The organism is Duganella sp. 1224, assembly GCF_013408245.1.
Taxonomy (GTDB): Bacteria; Pseudomonadota; Gammaproteobacteria; order Burkholderiales; family Burkholderiaceae_D; genus Rugamonas.
In genome coordinates this window covers 1,720,786-1,740,282 of sequence record NZ_JACBYS010000001.1, presented here as the reverse complement: position 1 = coordinate 1,740,282, position 19,497 = coordinate 1,720,786, and the positions used below count along the sequence as shown (strand labels likewise).

The following is a 19,497-nucleotide window of genomic DNA, read 5'->3' as shown; positions in this document are numbered from 1 at the left end:
TCATGTGCCAGGCATTTGAAACGCAGGAGTTCGAGGTGCTGGAGTTTATGCTGCCGAGGCTGCGTTCGCGCCTCGCGCGGCCCTCGCCGGGTTCCTCGACTCGATCCACGTCGCGTCCCCCGCCGCCGTTGCGGTCCGCGCGCGGCCATCCGGGGTTGGGCGCGCGGGCGACCAAGTTTGTGCCGCCGCTGCTGGCCGCGCTCGATCCCGCCGTATTGCCGGAGTATCGCCACATCGGCCAGCTGGACCGGGTTGATCAGCTGATGCCCAACCAGGGCCTGTACCTGCTGGAATTCACCATCGACGGCGAGCGGCGCGGCTACAGCGGCATGTCCACCAATCTGACGCGGCGGCTGATGGCGCACCGGCTGTGCGCCAGGGTCATGGGCATCAATGTGAACAAGATCGAGGTCTACGTGGCGACCGGCCCCGCCAACGTGGCGTGGCGCGACAAGGAAAAAGCGCTGCACCTGCTGATGCGCGACAAGGCGCGCAACGTGCTGACCAACCAGCGGCTGGAGCTGGAGCTGGAGCTGGACGGCTAGCCGGCTAGCCCCGCGCGCCCCTTGCGTCGCATCTGCAGCGCGCGGTCGGTCACGCCCAGCCGCGCCGCCGCGCGCTGGTTGTTGTGGTCTTCCTGCTCCAGCACCAGCTGGATCGCCACGTCGGCCGCCGTGTGCGCCAGTTGCGGCAGGCTGACGCCCATCGCCAGCGCGTGGCGGATGGTCTCGGTGAAGCCGTGGTCCGGCCACGTTGCCGGTCCGGCGCGGCGCTCGTCCGGCGGAATATCGCCGATGGTCAGCGGGCCCGGACCGGCATGGCGGTGCCAGATGCGGGTGACGGCCTGGCGCAGGTCGCGCACATTGCCGGGGTAGGCGCGCGTCAGCAGATGGTGGCGCACTGCCGGATCCAGCGCGCAGTCGCGGCCGGACAACTGGCGCAGGAAATGCATCACCAGCGGCAGAATATCGCCCGGCCGTTCGCGCAGCGGTGGTGTGCGGCAGCGCCAGGCAGCGATGCGGTAGTACAGGTCGGCACGGAAGGCGCCGCGCGCCACCTCGGCCTCCAGCTCGCGGTTGGTGGCGCACACCAGGCGGAACTTGGTCGGATGCCAGGCGTTGCTGCCGACGCGGCGATAATGCTGCTCCTGGATCACGCGCAGCAACTGCGCCTGCAAGGGCAGCGGCAGCTCGCCGACCTCGTCGAGAAATAGCACCCCGCCATTGGCCGCGGCGAAAGCGCCATCGCGCGCGTTGACCGCGCCGGTGAAGGCGCCGCGTTCGTGGCCAAACAATTCGCTGCCAGCCAGGTCGGGCGACAGCGTGGTGCAGTCCAGCACGGTCAGGTCGCCGTCGGTCCGGCTGAGCCGGTGGATGCTCTGCGCGATCAGGTCCTTGCCGGTGCCGGTTTCACCGGTGATCAACACCGGCGAGGTGGTGAAGGCCGCTACCTCCACCACCTCGCGCAGCAGCGCGCGCCAGACCGGGCTGTCGCCGACCAGGCAGCCTTGCACGGCGGGGGAGGCCATCAACTGTTGCACCGCACGCCAGCGCTGCAGCCGGGCGGCGATCTGCGCGCCCGGATCGCCGCCCGGTGGCCACAGCAGCAGGTCGGCCACGCCGGCGTCGAGCACCGCCCACATCGCGGCCGCGTCCGGCGCCGGCTGCGCGCGGCAGATCGCCAGCGTGGCGCCGGCGGCGTCGCGCAGCAGCGCGGCCAGCGCTGGCTGCCAGCGGGAAAACAGCAGCAAGCCAAAATCGTCCGGCGGCAGCGCCAGGCCCGGTGCCTGCCAAGGCTGCGGCTGCAGGCCGTGCGCCAACAGCGCTTCTTGCAGCGCCGCGCCGTCATTGCCGCTGACGTCGTCCGCGATGTGCAGGCGTACTGCGAGTGTCATGGGCTCCCCGCCGGTAGCGTCCGCCGACGCGGACAAGGAGCACACTATAAATTCCACCGGCCCCAGCGCGCCTTGATCGGGCACAAGCGCGGGGGCAAGGGGCTGGGTGGCTGTCGCTTTTCCTCCGGTTGCGCATGCGGCACCAACCCAACCCGCATACCGCCGCAGCCAGGGTCTGACCCCGTACGGGGTCAGACCCTTTCGTTTGGGGTGCTGCGAGCGGCGGAAAGGATGCCCGCAGTCGTAAAAAAAGGCAGCCGGAGCTGTAATGCTGTTCAGTTAGGGCTTGAACTGTCATTCCGGCGAACGCCGGAATCCATAGAAGGCCAGAGTTACCACAGCCCAGGCGTTCCATGGGTTCCGGCTTTCGCCGGAACGACAGGCTTAATTGAACGGCATTACAGCCGGAGCTGCCTTTTTAACATTTATTGTTTCACGCAATCGACGAAGTAGCCGCGCTTGCCGTCCACCTCGCGCTTGACCAGGCCGTGCACGTCGGTCTCGAAGCCGGGGAAGCGCTCGTTGAAGTCGCGCGCGAAGCGCAGGTAGTCGACGATGGTCTTGTTGAAGCGCTCGCCCGGAATCAGCAGCGGAATGCCCGGTGGATAGGGCGTCAGCAGGATCGACGTGATGCGGCCTTCCAGCTCGTCGATCGCCACGCGCTCGATTTCGCGGTGCGCCATCTTGGCGAACGCTTCCGATGGCTTCATCGCCGGCACCATGTCCGACAGGTACATCTCGGTGGTCAGGCGCGCCACGTCGTAGGCCTTGTAGAAGTCGTGGATCTGCTGGCACAGGTCGCGCAGGCCGACTTTTTCGTAGACCGGGTTGGCGGCCGCGAATTCCGGCAGGATGCGCCACATCGGCTGGTTCTTGTCGTAGTCGTCCTTGAACTGCTGCAGCGCGGTCAGCAGTGTGTTCCAGCGGCCCTTGGTGATGCCGATGGTGAACATGATGAAGAACGAGTACAGGCCGCACTTTTCAATGATCACGCCGTGCTCGGCCAGGTACTTGGTGACGATCGACGCCGGAATGCCGGTCTCGTCGAACTGGCCGTCCAGCGACAGGCCCGGGTTGACGATGGTGGCCTTGATCGGGTCCAGCATGTTGAAGCCCGGCGCCAGCTTGCCGAAGCCGTGCCAGTTGTCTTCCGCCTTGATGATCCAGTCCTGCTGCGAGCCGATGCCTTCCTCGGCGAAGTCGTCCGGGCCCCAGACCTTGAACCACCAGTCTTTGCCCCATTCCTGGTCGATCTTCTTCATGGCGCGGCGGAAGTCCAGCGCTTCCAGGATCGATTCCTCCACCAGCGCGGTGCCGCCCGGCGCTTCCATCATGGCGGCGGCGACGTCGCACGAGGCGATGATCGAGTACTGCGGCGAGGTCGAGGTGTGCATCAGGTAGGCCTCGTTGAAGGCGTCCTGGTCCAGCTTGACGGTTTCCGATTCGCGCACCAGCACCTGCGAGGCCTGCGACAGGCCGGCCAGCAGCTTGTGGGTCGACTGGGTCGAGAAGATCATCGACTCCTTGGCGCGTGGACGGTCCTTGCCGATCGCGTGCATGTTCTTGTAGAAGTCGTGGAAGGTGGCGTGCGGCAGCCAGGCTTCGTCGAAGTGCAGGGTGTCGATCTGGCCGTCCAGCAGTTCGCGCAGCGTCTCCACGTTGTAGACCACGCCGTCGTAGGTCGACTGGGTGATGGTCAGGATGCGCGGCTTCTTGTTCACGGCCTCGCGCGCGAACGGGTTGGCTTCGATCTTGCGCATGATGCTCTCCATCGAGAACTCTTCCAGCGGGATCGGGCCGATGATGCCGAGGTGGTTACGGGTCGGCATCAGGAACACCGGAATTGCGCCGCACATGATGATCGAGTGCAGGATCGACTTGTGGCAGTTACGGTCGACGACGACGATGTCGCCCGGTGCCACGGTCGAGTGCCACACCATCTTGTTGGAGGTCGAGGTGCCGTTGGTGACGAAGTAGCAGTGGTCGGCGTTGAAGATGCGCGCGGCGTTGCGCTCGGACTTGGCGACCGGACCGGTGTGGTCCAGCAGCTGGCCCAGCTCCTCGACGGCGTTGCAGACGTCGGCGCGCAGCATGTTCTCGCCGAAGAACTGGTGGAACATCTGGCCGATCGGCGACTTCAGGAAGGCCACGCCGCCCGAGTGGCCCGGGCAGTGCCACGAGTAGGAACCGTCGTTGGCGTATTCCACCAGCGCGCGGAAGAACGGCGGCGCCAGGCCGTCCAGGTAGGACTTGGCCTCGCGGATGATGTGGCGGGCGACGAATTCCGGCGTGTCCTCGAACATGTGGATGAAGCCGTGCAGCTCGCGCAGGATGTCGTTGGGGATGTGGCGCGAGGTGCGGGTTTCGCCGTACAGGTAGATCGGGATGTCGGCGTTCTTGTAGCGGATTTCCTCGACGAAGGCGCGCAGCGACTTCAGCGCGGTATCGGTGTCCTCCACCGAGCCGGTGCCGAATTCTTCATCGTCGATCGACAGCACGAAGGCCGACGCGCGCGATTGCTGCTGTGCGAACTGGGCCAGGTCGCCGTAGCTGGTCACGCCCACTACTTCCATGCCTTCTTTTTCCATCGCATCGGCCAGGGCGCGAATGCCCAGGCCGGACGTGTTCTCGGAACGGAAATCCTCGTCAATGATGACGATGGGGAAACGAAATTTCATGCATGTCTCCAAAAAAGCAAGCCGCCCCTGACGTGTGTGGAGGGGCGGGCAAGGGCGCGCCCCTTCAGGTGACGGGCCGCAAAAAAATAAGAACGGGATTCTCGCAGAAATAGCGCCGCTGCGGGAAAAAAATTATCGTAACAGAATGCATGAGCAGCATGACGCGCGTATTACACGTCATGCCATTCAGTTAATGTTGCTTAGTGACCACCGAACCAGGCCAGCAGGCCCAGCACGATGCCGACGCCAGCCACGCCGTAGGCCAGGCCCATCATCCACTTCTTGCGGGTCAGCAGGGTGATGGCGGCCAGCGAGATGGCGATCTGCTCGGCGGTGGTGGCCAGTGCCCACTGGTGGTGCTGGTGCATGGCCTCGTCCGACTTGTGGTTCCATTCCTTGGACGATTCCTCGAACTTCTCGGCGTCCTTCTTGATTTCTTCCTTGTCGTGCTTGTAGCGCGCGGCGTCCGCCTCGTAGCGCTTGGGATCGACGCCGGGCAGCGTCATCGCCAGCTCGGCCAGGTTCTGGCGGGCCGACTTGGCCTGGTAGTAGTTCCAGCGGTTGGCCGCCTCGGTTTTGTCGATGGCGGCGTTGTTCTTGAACAGGGCCGCGTCGTTCTGGGTGGCGCCGCCGAGATAGCCGAACGCCGCGCCAACGGTGGCGAGGATGGCCGTCATCACGGCGATGTTGTTGGAAAAGCCGTCGCTGCCGTGTGCAGCGTGTTCGACCGCGTGGTCGTGTGGGCCGTGGACGTGGAAGCCTTCGCTAGACATGGATTTCCTCTTACTTGTTTATGCCTTGCGGCGCAGGGTGACAAAAGCGTAGTGCAGACCGGATGCCTCGGAGACGTGGGCCTCGCGCGCGGTTTCCTGCCACGCGGCGGCGTCGATCTCGGGGAAGAAGGCATCGCAGTCGAAGGTATGGTCGATTTGCGTGATAATCAACTGGTCGGCCAGCGGCAGTGACTGCCGGTAGATCTCGGCGCCGCCGATGACGTAGCCTTCGGCGCCGTCCAGCAGCGCGATGGCGGCGTCGAGCGAGCCGACGGCTTCCACGCCGTCGTGCGACCATTTGTCGTTACGCGTAACGATAATGTTGCGGCGGTTCGGCAGCGGGCGGCCGATCGAGTCGAAGGTCTTGCGGCCCATGATGATCGGGTGGCCGGTGGTGGTGCGCTTGAAGTGCGCCAGGTCCTCCGGCAGCTTCCACGGCAGCGTGTTGTTGATGCCGATGCCGCGCTGGGCGTCGGTGGCGACGATGATGGTCAGTTTGCTCATGATTCGGTGTACGCTAAAGAGGCGTCATTATCGTTGAAATTACAGGCCAGGGGGAGGTGGCATGCGGACATACATCTCGTCATCGCGCCGCCGTCTCCTGCCCCAGTCCCGGCAGCTGGAGACATCGCAGCCGCTGCTGACGCAGTCCAGCGCCTGGCAGGCCTCATCGGCGCCGCAATGGAGGTGCGGGAGGTCGCAACTCGCGTCGCAATGGCCGGCTTGCGCGCGGTGGCGCATGCTGGTCCGTTGCGGCGCCTGGTGGTGGCGGTGGACCTCGCCGCACGCGTCCAGGCGGCGCCTCAGCAGCGTCAGTCCTTGCCACAGGCCATAGCGTGCGATCACGCGCTTGCCGTGAGCCGAGCAGCTATCGCGCCCGGTGTGGCGGCGGAAGGCGCAGACAAAGCCCTTGTAGGGCGACAGGTAGCGCTGGTAGAACGAGATGGCTGCCAGGGCCAGGAGTTTCATGCGGCGCGGTGGAAGGCCAGCAGCAAGTCCGCCAGCGTTTGCGGCGCTTCCAGCGGCATCATGTGGCCGCTGCCTTGCGCCAGCATGTGCAGTTGCGCGGACGGCCAGTTGGCGGCGAGGGCGCGGACGTCGTCCGCTGGCGCCAGGTTGTCGTGCTCCGCGCCGATGATCATGGCCGGGCACCGCAGCGCATGCACGCGGTCCATCAGGTCGGGACGCTCGATGGTGCTGCGGAACTGCGCCAGCAGCACGTCCTTGCCCAGATCCACCGCCATTTGCTGGATCACGCCGACGATGGCGGGATCGTCGAGGTGCTGCGGCGCGACGATTTCACGCAGCCGCATCTGGGTCATGCCGGTGTAATGGTTCTTCTCCAGTTGCGGAATGATGCGCAGGCGGGTGGCCTTTTCCTTGTCGAGCAGCTTTTTGCCGGCACTGCCGATGATGACCAGCGACGCCACGCGCTCGGGATGGGCCAGCGCGTATTCCATCGCCAGGTAGGCGCCCAGCGAAAAGCCGACCAGGTTGGCCTTGGTCGCGCTATGGGCGCCGATCAGTTCCAGCATCTGCTCGCGCGTGTGCGCCTTGTACAGCGGGATGTGGTTGAACGCAAAGCCATCGCCCAGCAGCGGCAGCAGCCGGGCCCACATGCGGTCATCGCACAGCGTGCCGGGGACGAAATCCAGTTGCGTCATACGGCCATGGGCGCGGTGATGGGGGCGTGATGCTGATAACCTTCCAGCGCGAAGTCGGACGGCTCGATTTTTTCCAGCCACTCCGGCGCATAGTTGCCGGTCTGCGCGTACGACGGCACGCGGTCGGAAATGATCAGCTGCGGCAGCGGGAAGGGCTCGCGCTTGAGCTGCTCCTGCACCATCTCCATGTGGTTTTCGTAGATGTGGGCGTCGCCGATGAAGTAGGTGAACCAGCGTGGCGTGTAGCCGGTCAGGCGGCCGACCAGGTGCATCAGCGCCGCGCCTTCGGCCAGATTGAACGGCGTGCCCAGACCCAGGTCGTTGGAGCGCACGTAGAGGCACATCGACAGTTCCCTGGTGGTCGGATTCGGGATGAATTGGTAGAGCAGGTGGCAGGCCGGCAGGGCGACCGCGTCCAGCACGGCCGGATTCCAGCCGTGGAACAGGATGCGGCGGCTGCTTGGGTTGTTGATGATGGTGTCCAGGCACTCGCGCAACTGGTCAATGGCCTTGTACAGCAGGACTTTCTTCACGCCGTTTTCTTCGATCGGCGCGACGATGGTGAAGCCGTTTTTCCGGGCGTTGGCCAGTTGGGCTTCCTGATCGGCGTCGATCACTTTGTAGCCGGGCCACTGGCGCCATTGCACGCCGTAGACCGGGCCCAGGTCGTCGGTGCCGAGGCGGTACGGGTTGTCCAGCCATTGCTGGTTTTCGTTGGCGTTCTGGTCCCAGACCTTGCAGCCCAGCGCGCGGAATTCGGCGGCGTTGCGCGAGGCGCGCAGGAAGGCGCACAGTTCACCGATCACGGACTTGAATGCCAGCTTCTTGGTTGTCACTGCCGGAAAACCCTTGGTCAGGTCATAGCGCATCATCGCGCCCGGCACGCTCAGCGTGCGGATGCCGGTGCGGTTGTCCTGCCAACTGCCGGTGTCGATGACGGTTTGGATCAGGTCCAGGTATTGCTGCATTCAGTTCTCCAACTTGGGGTGTCGACGGGGTTCGGTTATTTTAGCAGGGCTGGCGGCCCTGGTTTAGCGAGCGCCAGGCTTGCCCTTGCGGCCGGCCGGCTTGGCGGCAGCGCGTCCCTCGGCGCGCGCCTGCGACTTGACGCCGCGTCCACCAGCGACCACCACGGCGCCTTTCGGCGCGCCGTAGCCGCCGCCGCCCGATCCGCCGCCGTCGCGTGGCCCGGCAGAGCCGCCTCGCGGCCCGGCCGGGCGGCCATGCGACGATCCGCCGGTGCCGGGCGCACGGACGCCGGCTTTGCCGCCATGGCTGCCCATGCCTTCGCCCGGACCGCGATCACGCCCGCCTGGCTTGGCGGCTTTCTCCGGCGGCGTCCAGATGCCCAACGACTCGCTGCCGCCCGCCGGCCGCGCGACTGTCTTGTCGGCGATCGGCTTCTTGACCAGCGGCGCGGCGCCGGCAGGCCGTTTGTCGGCGTTGGGCGCCGGACCTTTACGTGCCGGCACAGCGGCGCCTTTGGCCGACGTCTCCGGCACACGGTGATCCGCCTCAAACCCCGGCTCCTCGAAACGCGGCACCGCCTGGCGCGTCAAGGTCTCGATCGCCTTCAGCATATCCACTTCATCCGCGCACACCAGCGACACCGCCTCGCCGTCCATGCCGGCCCGGCCGGTCCGGCCGATACGGTGGATATAATCCTCGGCCACGGTCGGCAGATCGAAGTTCACCACCAGCGGCAGCGCCTCGATATCCAGTCCACGCGCCGCCACGTCGGTGGCAATCAGCAGCGACACTTCCTTGCGCTTGAACCGCTCCAGCGCCCGCAAGCGGGCCGGCTGCGTCTTGTCGCCGTGAATTGCATCCGCTGCCAGGCCATGCTCCAGCAGGACGTTGACCAGCGCCTCCGCGCCCTTGCGTGTCTTGACGAACACCAGCGCCTGCGACCAACCCAGCTTGTTCAGCAGGTGCAGGAACAGCGCGGGCTTGCGGCGCTTGTCCGTGGTGACCAGCCACTGCCTGACCGACTTCACCGCCGTATTGGCCGCCGCCACCTGGATCGACACCGGATCGCGCAGCATGCCATTGGCCAGCTTGCGGATCTCATCCGAGAACGTGGCCGAGAACAGCAAGGTCTGACGCTGCTTCGGCAGGGCCTCCAGCAGAATATCCAGATCGCGCTCAAAGCCCAGGTCCAGCATGCGATCCGCCTCGTCCAGCACCAGGGTTTGCAGCAGCTCGAAACTGATCGCGCCCTGGTCGTGCAGATCGATCAGGCGGCCCGGCGTCGCCACCAGCACGTCCAGACCCTTGCGCAGCTTGGCCACCTGCGGCTCGATCGCCACGCCGCCATACGCGACGGCGCTGCGCAGCGGCAGGTTGCCGCCATAGCTGCGGAAGCTTTCATAGACCTGTTCCGCCAGCTCGCGCGTCGGCACCAGCACCAGTGCGCGCACGCACAGCGGCGCGGTCACGCCCTCCATCGTCAGGCGGTGCAGGATCGGCAGGGCGAAGCCGGCGGTCTTGCCGGTGCCGGTCTGCGCGGCGGCCATCACATCACGGCCCGCCAGCACGGCGGGGATGGCTTGCTTCTGCACCGGCGTGGGCTGCTTGTAGCCCAGTGCGTCCAGCGTACGCAGTAATGGATCGATCAGGCCGAGGGAGGGGAAGGTCATGGCGAAGTCAGTCAAACAAAAGGGGCGCAGTATAGCCTATGCGGTCGCCAGCGCGTCCGACCACAATGCCAGAATGTCGCGCACGCGCTGGTCCGACAGGTTCAGCAAGTTGTCGCCGATGTACAGTTCCGCGTAGCTGCGGCCGGGCAAGGGCGCATGATTGGCGCCGTTGAACAGCCACACGCCATGTTCATGCGCGATGTGGCTGCGGATCTCCAGCGCGCGTTCGCGGCTCACCGGCATATGTACGTGCAGCATGTTGGCCTGCGGGGCGGCGGGATTGGGCGTCAGCAGCGGGTAGTCGCGCAGCGCCTCGTACAGCCACTTTGTGCGACGGAAGTAGTCCGGCATGGCCGCCAGCCGCGCATCGAACTGCATGGCGGCGGCCACCACGTATGGCGTGCGCTGGTAGACGTTGCCGCCCTGGCGGCGATACCACTCCTGCGCCTTGGCGACGAAGGCGGCGCTGCCGGCCAGCATAGCGCCGCCCATACCGCCGATCCCTTTGTAGAGCGAGACGTACACGCTGTCAAAGCCCGCCGCGATCTCGTTCACAGGGCGGCCGTACGCCGCCGCCGTCTCCCACAGCCGCGCGCCGTCCATGTGCAGGTGGATGCCTTGCTCGCGGCAGTAGGCCTTGATGGCCGCCAGTTCGTCCCACTCCGGGCATTGGCCGCCAATTTCCCGCGCCGGCAGTTCAAGCTTGGCGGCGCCCAGTTGGTCGGGGATGGCTTTCAACTCATCCAGCGTCCAGGGACGGTGCGGGTCGCCGATCTGCAGCGCCTGGAAATGATCGAACAGCTGGTGGTTGCCGCGTTCATGCTTCAGGATGTGCGAGGTGGGATGCAGCGCCACCACCTTGCTGCCACGCTCCGCGCAGGCGATGCGCAGCGCGGTGGCCTGCGTCATGGTGCCGGTGATGCAGAATACCGCCGCTTCAAAGCCCAGCAGGCGCGCGACTTTCTGCTCGAACTCCTGGATCAGGGCGCCGCTGCCGTAGACGTCATGCGTGACGCCGCGCGCCTCGCACCATTCGCCCATCGCGGCAAACTGCTCGGCCGGCGAGGGGGCGCGGTGGCCGGGCAGGTGGGTGCGGCAGCTGAGTTTTAATTCGGCGTCGGTCACGGCGTTCTCCTGAAAGGCAGCATGTTACCACTTCGCCCTGTATTGTTCGTCGTAGTCCGGCGACAGGGTGCCCATCATGCGGTCCCAGAACAGGAAGTACCAACTGAAGTTGTAGCGCGCCCCGGCGTGGTGGATGTTGTGCGCCACCGAGGTGTTCATCCAACGCCCCAGCCAGTGGCGCGACAGCCCGCGCGGATATAGCTCGTAGCCCAGATGCGTATAAACCGCGTACACCGTGTTGATGATCGAAAAGGCAAAAATCGCCCAGCCGGTCATCGGTACGAGCAGCAATATCACTACGCCCGCCCCGCTATCGACGATCGCTTCCAGCGGGTTGACCGAGTAGGTCGTCCACGGATTGGTGTTGGTCGAGCGGTGATGCGTGCGGTGGAACCAGCGGAACAGGCGGCGCTGGTGCATCAGCCGGTGCGTCCAGTAGAAGTAAGTGTCCTGAACGATCATCGCCAGCAGGATGCTGAGGAAGAAGTACGGCCAGCCGTGATTATCGATGCGGGGATAGTAGTGCGTGTATTGGCCAAAGCCGAGCAGGAAAAGGATGGGCAGGAAGCTGGAGAAAACGATGATGCTGCCGATGGAGGTGACCAATTCTCGGCGGATCTGCGAGGCCGGCACCGGCGTTGCTTGCAACGGTTTGCGGCGGCCGGGGCGTTTGCGCCACCACAGCCAGAGCGCGGAGAACAAGCCGGCGATCACCAGGTAGTAGACGATGGTTTGCTGAAGGCTGTAGAGGATTCGGGACAGCATGGCGTCTCCGCGGATTGGGAGACGCCATCATAAGGTCGGCTTGCACCGCCTTTGCTTATAAAATGATTAATTGACGCCGTGCGCGTGGTGGAACTGCAGCGCGGCCAGGTTGGCGTAGATGCCGCCCAGCGCCACCAGCGATGCGTGGGTGCCGGTTTCGACGATCTTGCCGTCTTCCATGACGATGATGCGGTCGGCGCGCTGCACGGTCGCCAGGCGGTGGGCGATGATGACGGTGGTGCGGCCGACCATCGCCGCTTCCAGCGCGCTTTGCACCAGGCGCTCGGATTCCGCGTCCAGCGCGCTGGTGGCTTCGTCCAGCAGCAACAGGGGCGGATTTTTCAGCAGCGCGCGCGCGATCGCGATGCGTTGGCGCTGTCCGCCGGACAGGCGCACGCCGCGCTCGCCCAGGAAGGATTGGTAGCCCTGCGGCAGACGTTCGATGAATTCGTGGGCGGCGGCCAACCTGGCGGCGGCGACCACCTCCTCATCGGTGGCGTCGGCGCGGCCGTAGCGGATGTTTTCCATCGCGTTGGCCGAGAAGATCACCGTATCCTGCGGCACGATGCCGATGGCGTCGCGCAGCGTATGCAAATCCAGCTGCGTGATATCGACGCCATCCAGCTTGATGCTGCCGCGCTGAGGATCGTAGAAGCGCAGGAACAGCTGGAACAGCGTGGTCTTGCCGGCGCCCGAAGGACCGACCACCGCCACCGTTTCACCCGGCTTGATATCCAGCGAGACGTGGTCGAGCGAGTTGGTCTCCGGACGCGATGGATACGAGAAGCTGACGTCGTTCAGCGTCAACGCCGCGCCGTTGGCCGCGCGCGGCGGCAGCGCCAGCGGCGTGGCCGGCGACTGGATCTTCGACTTGACCGACATCAGCTCCAGCAGGCGCTCGGTGGCGCCGGCGGCGCGCTGCGCTTCGCCCATCACCTCGGACAGCGCGCCAATCGCGCCGGCCACGATGGAGGCGTACAGGATGAACTGGCCCAGATCACCGCCGGTCATCTCGCCCGACAGCACGGCGTGCGCGCCCAGCCACAGCACGAACACGATGGCGCCAAACACCAGCACAATCGCCAGCATGGTCAGCACGGCGCGCGCGCGGATGCGGCGCATGGCGGTCTGGAAGGCGCCTTCCACCGAGCCGCCAAAGCGCTGGGCCTCGATCTTCTCGTGCGTGAAGGCTTGCACGGTGGGCATGGCGTTGAGGATTTCGCCAGCCATGGCGGAAGCATCAGCCACGCGGTCCTGCGAGTCGCGCGACAGCTTGCGCACGCGGCGGCCGTACATCACGATCGGCAGCACGGTCAGGATCAGCAGGCCGATGATGATGGACGACAGTTTGGGGCTGGTCACGAACAGCATCACCAGGCCGCCGATGAACAGCAGCATATTCCGCAGCGCCATGGAGATGCTGGTGCCGACCACCGACTGGATCAGCGTGGTGTCGGTGGTGATCCGTGACAGGACTTCGCCGGTCTGCGTGGTTTCGAAGAATTCCGGGCTTTGCGTGACCACGTGTTTGTACACGGCGCTGCGGATGTCGGCGGTGACGCGTTCGCCGAGCCAGGAAACGGTATAGAAGCGCGCCGCCGTCGCCAGCGCCAGGATGGTGGCAAGGCCAAACAGCGCCAGGAACACCAGGTCCACGTGCTGGATGCTGCGCGCGCCGGCGCCGCCGAATCCGAGGTCGATCATTTGCTTGAAGGCGGCGGGAATCGCCAGCGTGGAGGCGGCGGCCACCACCAGCGCAATACCGGCCATGACGAACTGGCGCTTGTACGGCGCCAGGAAAGGCACCAGCCCGCGCAGGGTGGCGAGACTGCCTTTTTTGAGTTCCCGGGGAGCGTTGGGTGCAGCGGCGGTTGGCGTGCTGGCGGTGGTGCTGTTGGTCATTGTGTGGCTGCTGTTACGTGAATATGCTTGTGGTGACGGTTGGTGCTGCTGTTTATTGTGCTTACAGTTTCATGGCGCTGACATAGCCGGTCAATTCAAGATAGGCGCGGCCGGCCCGCTTGCCGTCACGGTTTAGCGTGACCGCGCCTTCCCAGTACACCGCGCCCACCGAGCGGCGCGAATCGAGTTCCTGATCGTCCTGCAGCGGCACCACGTCCCACACCGTGCCGCCGGTGCTCAGGCGGGTGGCGACCGGGTACTCGGCGTTGGTGCGCGGCGAGCGCCACTTCCGCTGTGGCGTGAACTGGACCTGGTCGCGCTCAAACTGCGTGATCTTACCGGATGCATCGCGCCATGTCGCGTGCGCCCATAGTTTAGCACCTGTCTTGCTTCGGATCTGGAATGCCATCAGGGCGCCGCCGTCGTCCAGATTGGCGCCGATCCAGTCCCACCCATCGCCCTCCGGATCGACGTACTCGCTGAACCACTCGTGGTCCAGCCATGCGGCGCCGGTGATCGCGGTCGGCTTGCCGTTGCGGGTGATATTTCCGCTAACTTGCAGGTGCGGCTCGCTGTAGTAATAGCTGGCCTGGCCGGGGCGCGGACCTTTGCGCGAGAAGCCGCGTTGGTCTTCCGGCATGACCGCTTGGGTCGGGCGCAGTCTGATGTCAAATTTGAACTGGGCGGCGTCGACGTGCACGGCGTAGCTGCCGTCGGCGGTGCGCAGCATGTGCCAGTCTTCCAGTTTGACGTCGGTGTCGCCGGTCTTGGCGTAGGACAGGCCGAAGCCCTCGCGCGCCGAGCGCTGGTCGTGCAGCAGCTTGCCGTTGGCCGGATCGGACAGCGCGGCGTGGCCGATGATCAGCTGCCGGGGCGCGAACTGGCTCGGGTTGTCGCGGTCGTGCGCGGTGGCGCTGCGGAAGAACGTGACCTGGAAGCCGACCGGCTTGCCGTCCGGCGTATTCAGCCAGCCGGTGACGTACCACCACTCGGTCTTGAAGTCGGGATGGGCACCGTAGTCGTTGGGGAAGCTCAGCGAGCCGCCCGGCGGCAACGGCGTGACGGTGGCGAACTGCGGGGCGGCGGCATACGCCGGCAGCGCCAGGGCGCAGGCGGCGATGGCCAGGCGCGCGGCGGCGCGGCGTAGCAGGTGCATCAACATTACCAGTCCTCCCTGACGGCGCGTATCGGCCCGCCGGACAGCGCCTGGCGACCGGCCAGCAGCGCGGTGAGCGCGGCCGCGCCCAGCAGCAGCCCGGCCACGGTGGTCAGCAGCGGCCAGGGCATGTGCAGCTGCATGGTCCAGTGGAAGGACTGCGGATTGACGACAAAAACCAATATCAGGCTGATCACCCAGCCCAGTACAAAGCCGGTGGCGATGCCGAGCGCCGTCAGCGAACCGCCTTCGATGGCGAGGATGGCCAGCACTTGCCGGCGCGTGACGCCGACGTGGCGCAGCATGCCGAATTCCTTGGCGCGCGCCAGCGTTTGCGCGGAGAAGGTGGCGGCCACGCCAAACAGGCCGATGACGATGGCGATGGCTTCCAGCAGATAGGTGATGGCGAAGCTGCGGTCAAATATCTTCATGCTCATGGCGCGGATCTGGGATGGCTCGCTGGCGTCCAGCGCGGCGGCGAAGGGCAGCTGTTTCAGTGCCTGCAGCGTGTCCTCGGCGCGGCTGCCTGGCTTGAGCGTCAGCGACACGCCGCTGGCTTCCTGTTCGCCGGTGATGGCGCGGTAGTCACTCAGGCGCATCTGGATGGTGCCAGTGGGGCGGGCGTAGTCGCGCCACACGCCGGCCACTGTGAAGGCATGCGGCGCGCCGGCCAGGGGCAGTTCGATGCGCTGGCCGACCTTCATGCCGTACAGGTCGACCATGGCTTCGGACACCCAGACCGGCGGCGGCCCGCCCGGCGCCGGCGTTTGCGTGTCGCCGACGATGGCCAGCGTGCGGCCGGGATTGGCGGCATCCACGGTGCGCGCCATCAACGTCACGGGCGGCCGGCCGGGTGCCAGCGCGATCGAACGCGTGGCGAGGAAGTCGGCGTGCTCGACGCCGGGCAGGGCGGCGATGGCGGCTTGTTCCTGCGGCTTCAGGCCGGCGGTGGCGCCGCCGCTGGCGGTGCTAATGTAGATATCGGCCGGCAGGACGTGCAGCAGCCAGTCGTCCAGCGAGACGCGGAAGCTGGCCACCATGATGGCCATGGCGACCATCAGGCTGAAACTGGACAGCACGCCACCCAGCGCGATGCCGGCCTGGCCGGAGGCGTTGGCGAGGCGCGACAGCGTGAGCGTCAGGACGGCCGAGGCGCGCGGTTTGTTGGCGGTGGCGGCGCTCCAGCGGTGGTGCGCGAAGCGGAACACGATGGCGGCGAGCCGCGGCATCAGCCCTATGGCGCCGATCAGCAGCAGGGCGATGGACAGGTAGCCGAACAGCGGCAGCTCGAATACCGGTGGCGCTTGCGACAGCAGCGCGGCCAGTGCCATGCAGGCCAGCGACGGCCATGCGCGCGACAGGCGGGCCATCGCTGCTTCCTCGGTGCCGGATTTGAGGGCGATGGCCGGCTTGGCGCGGGCGGCGTCCAGCGCCGGCGCGGCGCAGCCCAGCAGGGCGACAGCCACGCCGAGCACGAAGTAGATGGCGGCGGCGACCGGCGTGAATTGCACTTGCGGGCGCACGCCGGAGAAGAAGCCGGCGCCAAGGTCGGCGCCCATGAAGTGCAGCGCGGCGGCGGCCATGCCGTAGCCGGCGGCGATGCCGATAGCCGATCCGGCGATGCCGAGGCACAGTCCTTCGACCAGGATCTGGCGCAGCAGGTGTTTGCGGTCGAGTCCCAATACGCGCAGCAACGCGAACTGGCTGCGGCGGCGGATCACGGACAGCGCCTGCGTGGAAAAGACCAGGAAGGCGCCGGTGAACAGCGCCACCAGCGCCAGCACGGTGAGGTTGACGCGGTAGGCGCGGCTCATGCCTTCGTTGCGGCTGTTCTGTTCTTCGTCATTCGGCTGGTTGACGCGGAAGCGGCCGGGGTATTTGGCTTGCAACTGCTGTTCCAGCCGGGCTTTGAAGGCGTCGCGGTTGACGCCATCGCGCAGTTTGAGGTCGATGCGCGAGAGTTGGCCGAGTTTTTCAAAGCGCCATTGGGCGGCGCCGATGTCCATCACGGCGATGCGCTGGCCGGCGCGGGCGGCCGGCAGGGAGCCGGCGACGCGCAGTTTCACCTGGCCAGTGCCGACTTGCAGCGTAACCGTGCCGGCCTGCGCTTGCAGCCATTGCCGGGCGGCGGCGGACAGGAACAGGGCGTCGTCGGCGAGGGTGTCGTTGATATTGCCCTGGTCGGGCGTGCCGACCAGGTCCGGCGAGATGAAGCTGGCGCGGAAGGCGTCGGTGCCGATGATTTTCAGCGCGGTGCGCTGGCCGGGGACGGAAGCGTCGAATTCCAGCACCGGCGAGGCGACAGTCACGCCGTCCTGTTGCGCCAGGACGGGGTAGATGGCTTCGTCGAAGAACGGCTCGGTGCCGCGCACCTGGATGTCGGCCATGCCGGACAGGCTTTTGACGGCGGCGGAGAATTCATTGAAGGCGGCGGCGTTGATCAGGTGGATGGCGAAGCCGAGCGAGATGCCGACGGCGATCGCCGCAATCGCCACCAGCGCCCGCACCGGATGCGCGCGCCATTCGCCCAGCAGCAGCCAGCGCGACAGCCGCCGCATCGATGCGGCCGACGGAGGGGCGGCGGCCGGCGCGGCGGCGGGACCGGACGGTTGGCCGGTTGCGGGATCGGGCGGGTGGTGGGTCATCAGCGGGGACACTCCAGTGCCATCGCTTCGCCGGCACGATGGGCGCGCAGGCGGGCGGCTTCGGTAGCCTGGCCGGTGGCGCGGCGGGCGTCTTCGTCGGCCCAGCGTTTGTTGAGTTTGAGCTTGTCGCACTTCTTGCGCTGGACGGCGGCCGCCTGCGACGCCCGCGCCGCATCGCGTTCGTCCCGCTCCTCGCGCTTGAGCCGTGCCTTTTCCAGCGCATCCGCCTGCTTCTGCTGGCGGCGCAACGTTCCCGCCGCGGCGGCATCGCGCGGTGGCGCGGTTGGCGTCTCCAGCGTCGCGGCCTGCGCGCCGGCCGGGCAGGGCGTATCGCCGTAACTGGTCTTGCCATCCAACGTGCATTTGTGGACGGTTTGCGCGTACGCCACCACCGTGGCGGCCCACAGCACAACAACAATCAGCAGTTTCATGTCAGCCTCGGTCAAAGGATTTTCCCGGGATTCATGATACCCAGCGGGTCCAATGCCGCTTTGATGGCTCGCATCATAGTCAGTTCCACCGGCGACTTGTAGCGCGCCAGCTCATCGCGTTTCAGCGCCCCGATGCCATGTTCGGCCGAAATCGAACCGCCGAACGACATCACGCTGTCATGCACCACGCGGTTGACCTGCTCCTGATTGGCGAGGAACGCGTGGTTGGAAATGCCGGCCGGCGGCGCCACGTTGTAATGCAGGTTGCCGTCGCCCAGATGGCCGAAGCACACCAGCTGACAGCCCGGAAACGCCGCCTCCAGTTGCGGCCCGGTGGCGGCGATAAAGTCGGCGATGCGCGACACCGGCAGCGAAATGTCATGCTTGATGTTCTTGCCGGCCTTGGCCTGCGCCAGCGGGATATGCTCGCGCAGCTGCCACAGCCCGGCCGACTGCGCCACCGACGAAGCCACCACCGCATCCTCAACGACGCCACGCTCCAGCGCCGCGCCGATCGCCTGCTCCAGCAGCCCGACCGCATGCCGCTCGGATTCGCTGCTGCTCAACTCCAGCAGCACATACTGCGCATGCGGCGCGGCGAAGGGCTTGGGCAACTGCGGGAACTGCTGTGCCACCAGATCAAGACAGTAGCGCGACATCAGCTCGAAGCCGGTCAGGCTGGCGCCGCAATGGTCCTGCATCAGCACCAGCAATTGCAGCGCGGCGGCCGGCGAGGGTAATGCCGCCAGCGCGGTGATGCTGGCCTTCGGCTGCGGATACAGCTTGAGCACCGCGCCGGTGATGATGCCCAGCGTACCCTCGGCGCCGATGAACAGATCGCGCAAATCATAGCCGGTATTGTCCTTGCGCAGGCCGCGCAAGCCGCTCCAGATGTCGCCCTGCGGCGTGACGACCTCCAGGCCCAGGCACAACTCGCGCGTATTCCCGTAGCGCAGCACCGCCGTGCCGCCGGCGTTGGTGGAGAGATTGCCGCCGATGGTACAACTGCCTTCCGCCGCCAGCGACAGCGGAAATAGACAGCCCTCGGCGGCGGCGGCTTCCTGGATCTGCTGTAGGATGCAGCCCGCGTCCACCGTCATCGTGCGGTTGACCGGATCGACGTGGCGGATGCGGTTGAGCCGCGTCAGCGACAGCACCACCTGCGCGCCGCTGGCATCGGGCACGCTGCCCAGCACCAGACCGGTGTTGCCGCCCTGCGGCACCAGCGCCACGCGATGCGCCGCGCAAGCCCGCACCAGCGCCGCCACCTGCTCCACCGCGCCGGGACGCAGCACCGCCAGCGCTTTGCCGGTAAAGCGTCCGCGCCAGTCGGTGAGGAAGGGCGCCGTGTCGCATGGCGCGTCGAGCACGTACTCATCGCCTACGATGGCACGACATTGCGTGAGGAATGCCATCATTTGACCGTGTTGATCTTGACCTTGTCCAGCAGCTCGCGCGCCAGCTTTTTGGCGGCGCGCTTGTAGGGGCGCAGGTACAGCACCGCGCAGACAAAGTACACGCACACCACCGCCGCCTCGCCCCAGCCCAGCCACGACGAGACGTTTTCAGTGTCGCTCCAGCCGCGCACCACGCCCTCGGCGAAGTACAGCAGGATCATCATCGAGGTCCACTGCAGCGTGTAGATGTCGCGCTTCCAGACGCCGTACAGCGGCAGCAGCAGCGGCACGGCCTTCAGCACCAGCCACGAGCCACCCGGCTTCAGCGGCGCCAGCACCATCTCCCACAATACGCACAAGATGATCAACGCCACCAGGCTGCCGATGGCGCCGCGGTGAAAATACCTCTGCAGTGTGGTTTCCATGGC

Annotated in this window: 17 protein-coding genes; 1 reads left to right on the top strand and 16 read right to left on the bottom strand. The window is 66.2% G+C overall.

The features are described from left to right. Nucleotides 1-2: 2 nt before the first annotated feature. On the top strand, nucleotides 3-545 hold the full coding sequence (locus tag FHW58_RS07740) for a hypothetical protein (protein ID WP_179672465.1): 543 nt from the start codon (nucleotides 3-5) through the stop codon (nucleotides 543-545). Here FHW58_RS07740 and FHW58_RS07735 read toward each other — a convergent pair. The 16 genes from FHW58_RS07735 to FHW58_RS07660 form a co-directional block, all read right to left on the bottom strand. Next, a complete protein-coding gene (locus FHW58_RS07735) occupies nucleotides 542-1,894 on the bottom strand; it encodes a sigma 54-interacting transcriptional regulator (protein ID WP_179672464.1) in 1,353 nt (450 codons plus the stop codon). The two genes, FHW58_RS07740 and FHW58_RS07735, sit on opposite strands and share 4 nt — an antisense overlap. Nucleotides 1,895-2,319: 425 nt before the next feature. Further along, nucleotides 2,320-4,572: an arginine/lysine/ornithine decarboxylase gene (locus FHW58_RS07730; protein ID WP_179672463.1), complete on the bottom strand. Its 2,253-nt coding sequence runs from the start codon at nucleotides 4,570-4,572 to the stop codon at nucleotides 2,320-2,322. Nucleotides 4,573-4,772: 200 nt separating this feature from the next. Beyond that, nucleotides 4,773-5,345 (bottom strand): DUF4337 domain-containing protein, encoded by a 573-nt coding sequence (locus tag FHW58_RS07725; protein ID WP_179672462.1) that lies wholly within the window; start codon nucleotides 5,343-5,345, stop codon nucleotides 4,773-4,775. An 18-nt stretch (nucleotides 5,346-5,363) separates the two neighbouring features. Further along, nucleotides 5,364-5,849 carry a dihydrofolate reductase gene (locus FHW58_RS07720; protein WP_179672461.1) on the bottom strand — a complete coding sequence of 162 codons (486 nt, stop codon included), beginning with the start codon at nucleotides 5,847-5,849 and terminating at the stop codon, nucleotides 5,364-5,366. A 39-nt stretch (nucleotides 5,850-5,888) separates the two neighbouring features. Beyond that, nucleotides 5,889-6,314: a membrane protein insertion efficiency factor YidD gene (gene yidD / locus FHW58_RS07715; RefSeq protein WP_179672460.1), complete on the bottom strand. Its 426-nt coding sequence runs from the start codon at nucleotides 6,312-6,314 to the stop codon at nucleotides 5,889-5,891. Next, the gene (locus FHW58_RS07710; protein ID WP_179672459.1) at nucleotides 6,311-7,009 is read right to left on the bottom strand and encodes an alpha/beta fold hydrolase; all 699 of its coding nucleotides are present in this window, start codon (nucleotides 7,007-7,009) and stop codon (nucleotides 6,311-6,313) included. Before FHW58_RS07710 ends, yidD begins: the two co-directional genes overlap by 4 nt. Next, nucleotides 7,006-7,977, bottom strand: coding sequence for a thymidylate synthase (locus FHW58_RS07705; protein ID WP_179672458.1), 972 nt, complete (start codon nucleotides 7,975-7,977; stop codon nucleotides 7,006-7,008). Before FHW58_RS07705 ends, FHW58_RS07710 begins: the two co-directional genes overlap by 4 nt. A 63-nt stretch (nucleotides 7,978-8,040) precedes the next feature. After that, nucleotides 8,041-9,648 (bottom strand): DEAD/DEAH box helicase, encoded by a 1,608-nt coding sequence (locus FHW58_RS07700; RefSeq protein ID WP_179672457.1) that lies wholly within the window; start codon nucleotides 9,646-9,648, stop codon nucleotides 8,041-8,043. Between the two features lie 36 nt (nucleotides 9,649-9,684). Continuing rightward, the gene (locus FHW58_RS07695) at nucleotides 9,685-10,773 is read right to left on the bottom strand and encodes a beta-eliminating lyase-related protein (RefSeq protein WP_179672456.1); all 1,089 of its coding nucleotides are present in this window, start codon (nucleotides 10,771-10,773) and stop codon (nucleotides 9,685-9,687) included. A 24-nt stretch (nucleotides 10,774-10,797) separates the two neighbouring features. Further along, a complete protein-coding gene (locus FHW58_RS07690; protein ID WP_179672455.1) occupies nucleotides 10,798-11,538 on the bottom strand; it encodes a sterol desaturase family protein in 741 nt (246 codons plus the stop codon). A 66-nt stretch (nucleotides 11,539-11,604) separates the two neighbouring features. Further along, a complete protein-coding gene (locus FHW58_RS07685) occupies nucleotides 11,605-13,440 on the bottom strand; it encodes an ABC transporter transmembrane domain-containing protein (protein WP_179672454.1) in 1,836 nt (611 codons plus the stop codon). A 61-nt stretch (nucleotides 13,441-13,501) separates the two neighbouring features. Further along, nucleotides 13,502-14,596, bottom strand: coding sequence for a lipocalin-like domain-containing protein (locus FHW58_RS07680; protein ID WP_179673320.1), 1,095 nt, complete (start codon nucleotides 14,594-14,596; stop codon nucleotides 13,502-13,504). Nucleotides 14,597-14,601: 5 nt separating this feature from the next. Continuing rightward, nucleotides 14,602-17,154, bottom strand: a complete 2,553-nt coding sequence (locus FHW58_RS07675) for an FtsX-like permease family protein (RefSeq protein ID WP_179673319.1) — start codon at nucleotides 17,152-17,154, stop codon at nucleotides 14,602-14,604. An 86-nt stretch (nucleotides 17,155-17,240) separates the two neighbouring features. Next, on the bottom strand, nucleotides 17,241-17,672 hold the full coding sequence (locus tag FHW58_RS07670) for a DUF4124 domain-containing protein (RefSeq protein WP_179672453.1): 432 nt from the start codon (nucleotides 17,670-17,672) through the stop codon (nucleotides 17,241-17,243). A gap of 11 nt (nucleotides 17,673-17,683) precedes the next feature. Next, nucleotides 17,684-19,090, bottom strand: a complete 1,407-nt coding sequence (locus tag FHW58_RS07665; protein WP_179672452.1) for an FAD-binding oxidoreductase — start codon at nucleotides 19,088-19,090, stop codon at nucleotides 17,684-17,686. Then, nucleotides 19,087-19,494 (bottom strand): DUF2069 domain-containing protein, encoded by a 408-nt coding sequence (locus FHW58_RS07660; RefSeq protein ID WP_179672451.1) that lies wholly within the window; start codon nucleotides 19,492-19,494, stop codon nucleotides 19,087-19,089. Before FHW58_RS07660 ends, FHW58_RS07665 begins: the two co-directional genes overlap by 4 nt. Nucleotides 19,495-19,497 lie beyond the last annotated feature (3 nt).

Bases quoted from the DNA above. Each gene is read 5' to 3' on its own strand.
- FHW58_RS07740 (WP_179672465.1), top strand. From the start codon at position 3: ATGTGCCAGGCATTTGAAACGCAGGAGTTCGAGGTGCTGGAGTTTATG.
- FHW58_RS07735 (WP_179672464.1), bottom strand. From the start codon at position 1,894: ATGACACTCGCAGTACGCCTGCACATCGCGGACGACGTCAGCGGCAAT.
- FHW58_RS07730 (WP_179672463.1), bottom strand. From the start codon at position 4,572: ATGAAATTTCGTTTCCCCATCGTCATCATTGACGAGGATTTCCGTTCC.
- FHW58_RS07725 (WP_179672462.1), bottom strand. From the start codon at position 5,345: ATGTCTAGCGAAGGCTTCCACGTCCACGGCCCACACGACCACGCGGTC.
- FHW58_RS07720 (WP_179672461.1), bottom strand. From the start codon at position 5,849: ATGAGCAAACTGACCATCATCGTCGCCACCGACGCCCAGCGCGGCATC.
- yidD (WP_179672460.1), bottom strand. From the start codon at position 6,314: ATGAAACTCCTGGCCCTGGCAGCCATCTCGTTCTACCAGCGCTACCTG.
- FHW58_RS07710 (WP_179672459.1), bottom strand. From the start codon at position 7,009: ATGACGCAACTGGATTTCGTCCCCGGCACGCTGTGCGATGACCGCATG.
- FHW58_RS07705 (WP_179672458.1), bottom strand. From the start codon at position 7,977: ATGCAGCAATACCTGGACCTGATCCAAACCGTCATCGACACCGGCAGT.
- FHW58_RS07700 (WP_179672457.1), bottom strand. From the start codon at position 9,648: ATGACCTTCCCCTCCCTCGGCCTGATCGATCCATTACTGCGTACGCTG.
- FHW58_RS07690 (WP_179672455.1), bottom strand. From the start codon at position 11,538: ATGCTGTCCCGAATCCTCTACAGCCTTCAGCAAACCATCGTCTACTAC.
- FHW58_RS07685 (WP_179672454.1), bottom strand. From the start codon at position 13,440: ATGACCAACAGCACCACCGCCAGCACGCCAACCGCCGCTGCACCCAAC.
- FHW58_RS07680 (WP_179673320.1), bottom strand. From the start codon at position 14,596: ATGCACCTGCTACGCCGCGCCGCCGCGCGCCTGGCCATCGCCGCCTGC.
- FHW58_RS07675 (WP_179673319.1), bottom strand. From the start codon at position 17,154: ATGCGGCGGCTGTCGCGCTGGCTGCTGCTGGGCGAATGGCGCGCGCAT.
- FHW58_RS07670 (WP_179672453.1), bottom strand. From the start codon at position 17,672: ATGAAACTGCTGATTGTTGTTGTGCTGTGGGCCGCCACGGTGGTGGCG.
- FHW58_RS07665 (WP_179672452.1), bottom strand. From the start codon at position 19,090: ATGATGGCATTCCTCACGCAATGTCGTGCCATCGTAGGCGATGAGTAC.
- FHW58_RS07660 (WP_179672451.1), bottom strand. From the start codon at position 19,494: ATGGAAACCACACTGCAGAGGTATTTTCACCGCGGCGCCATCGGCAGC.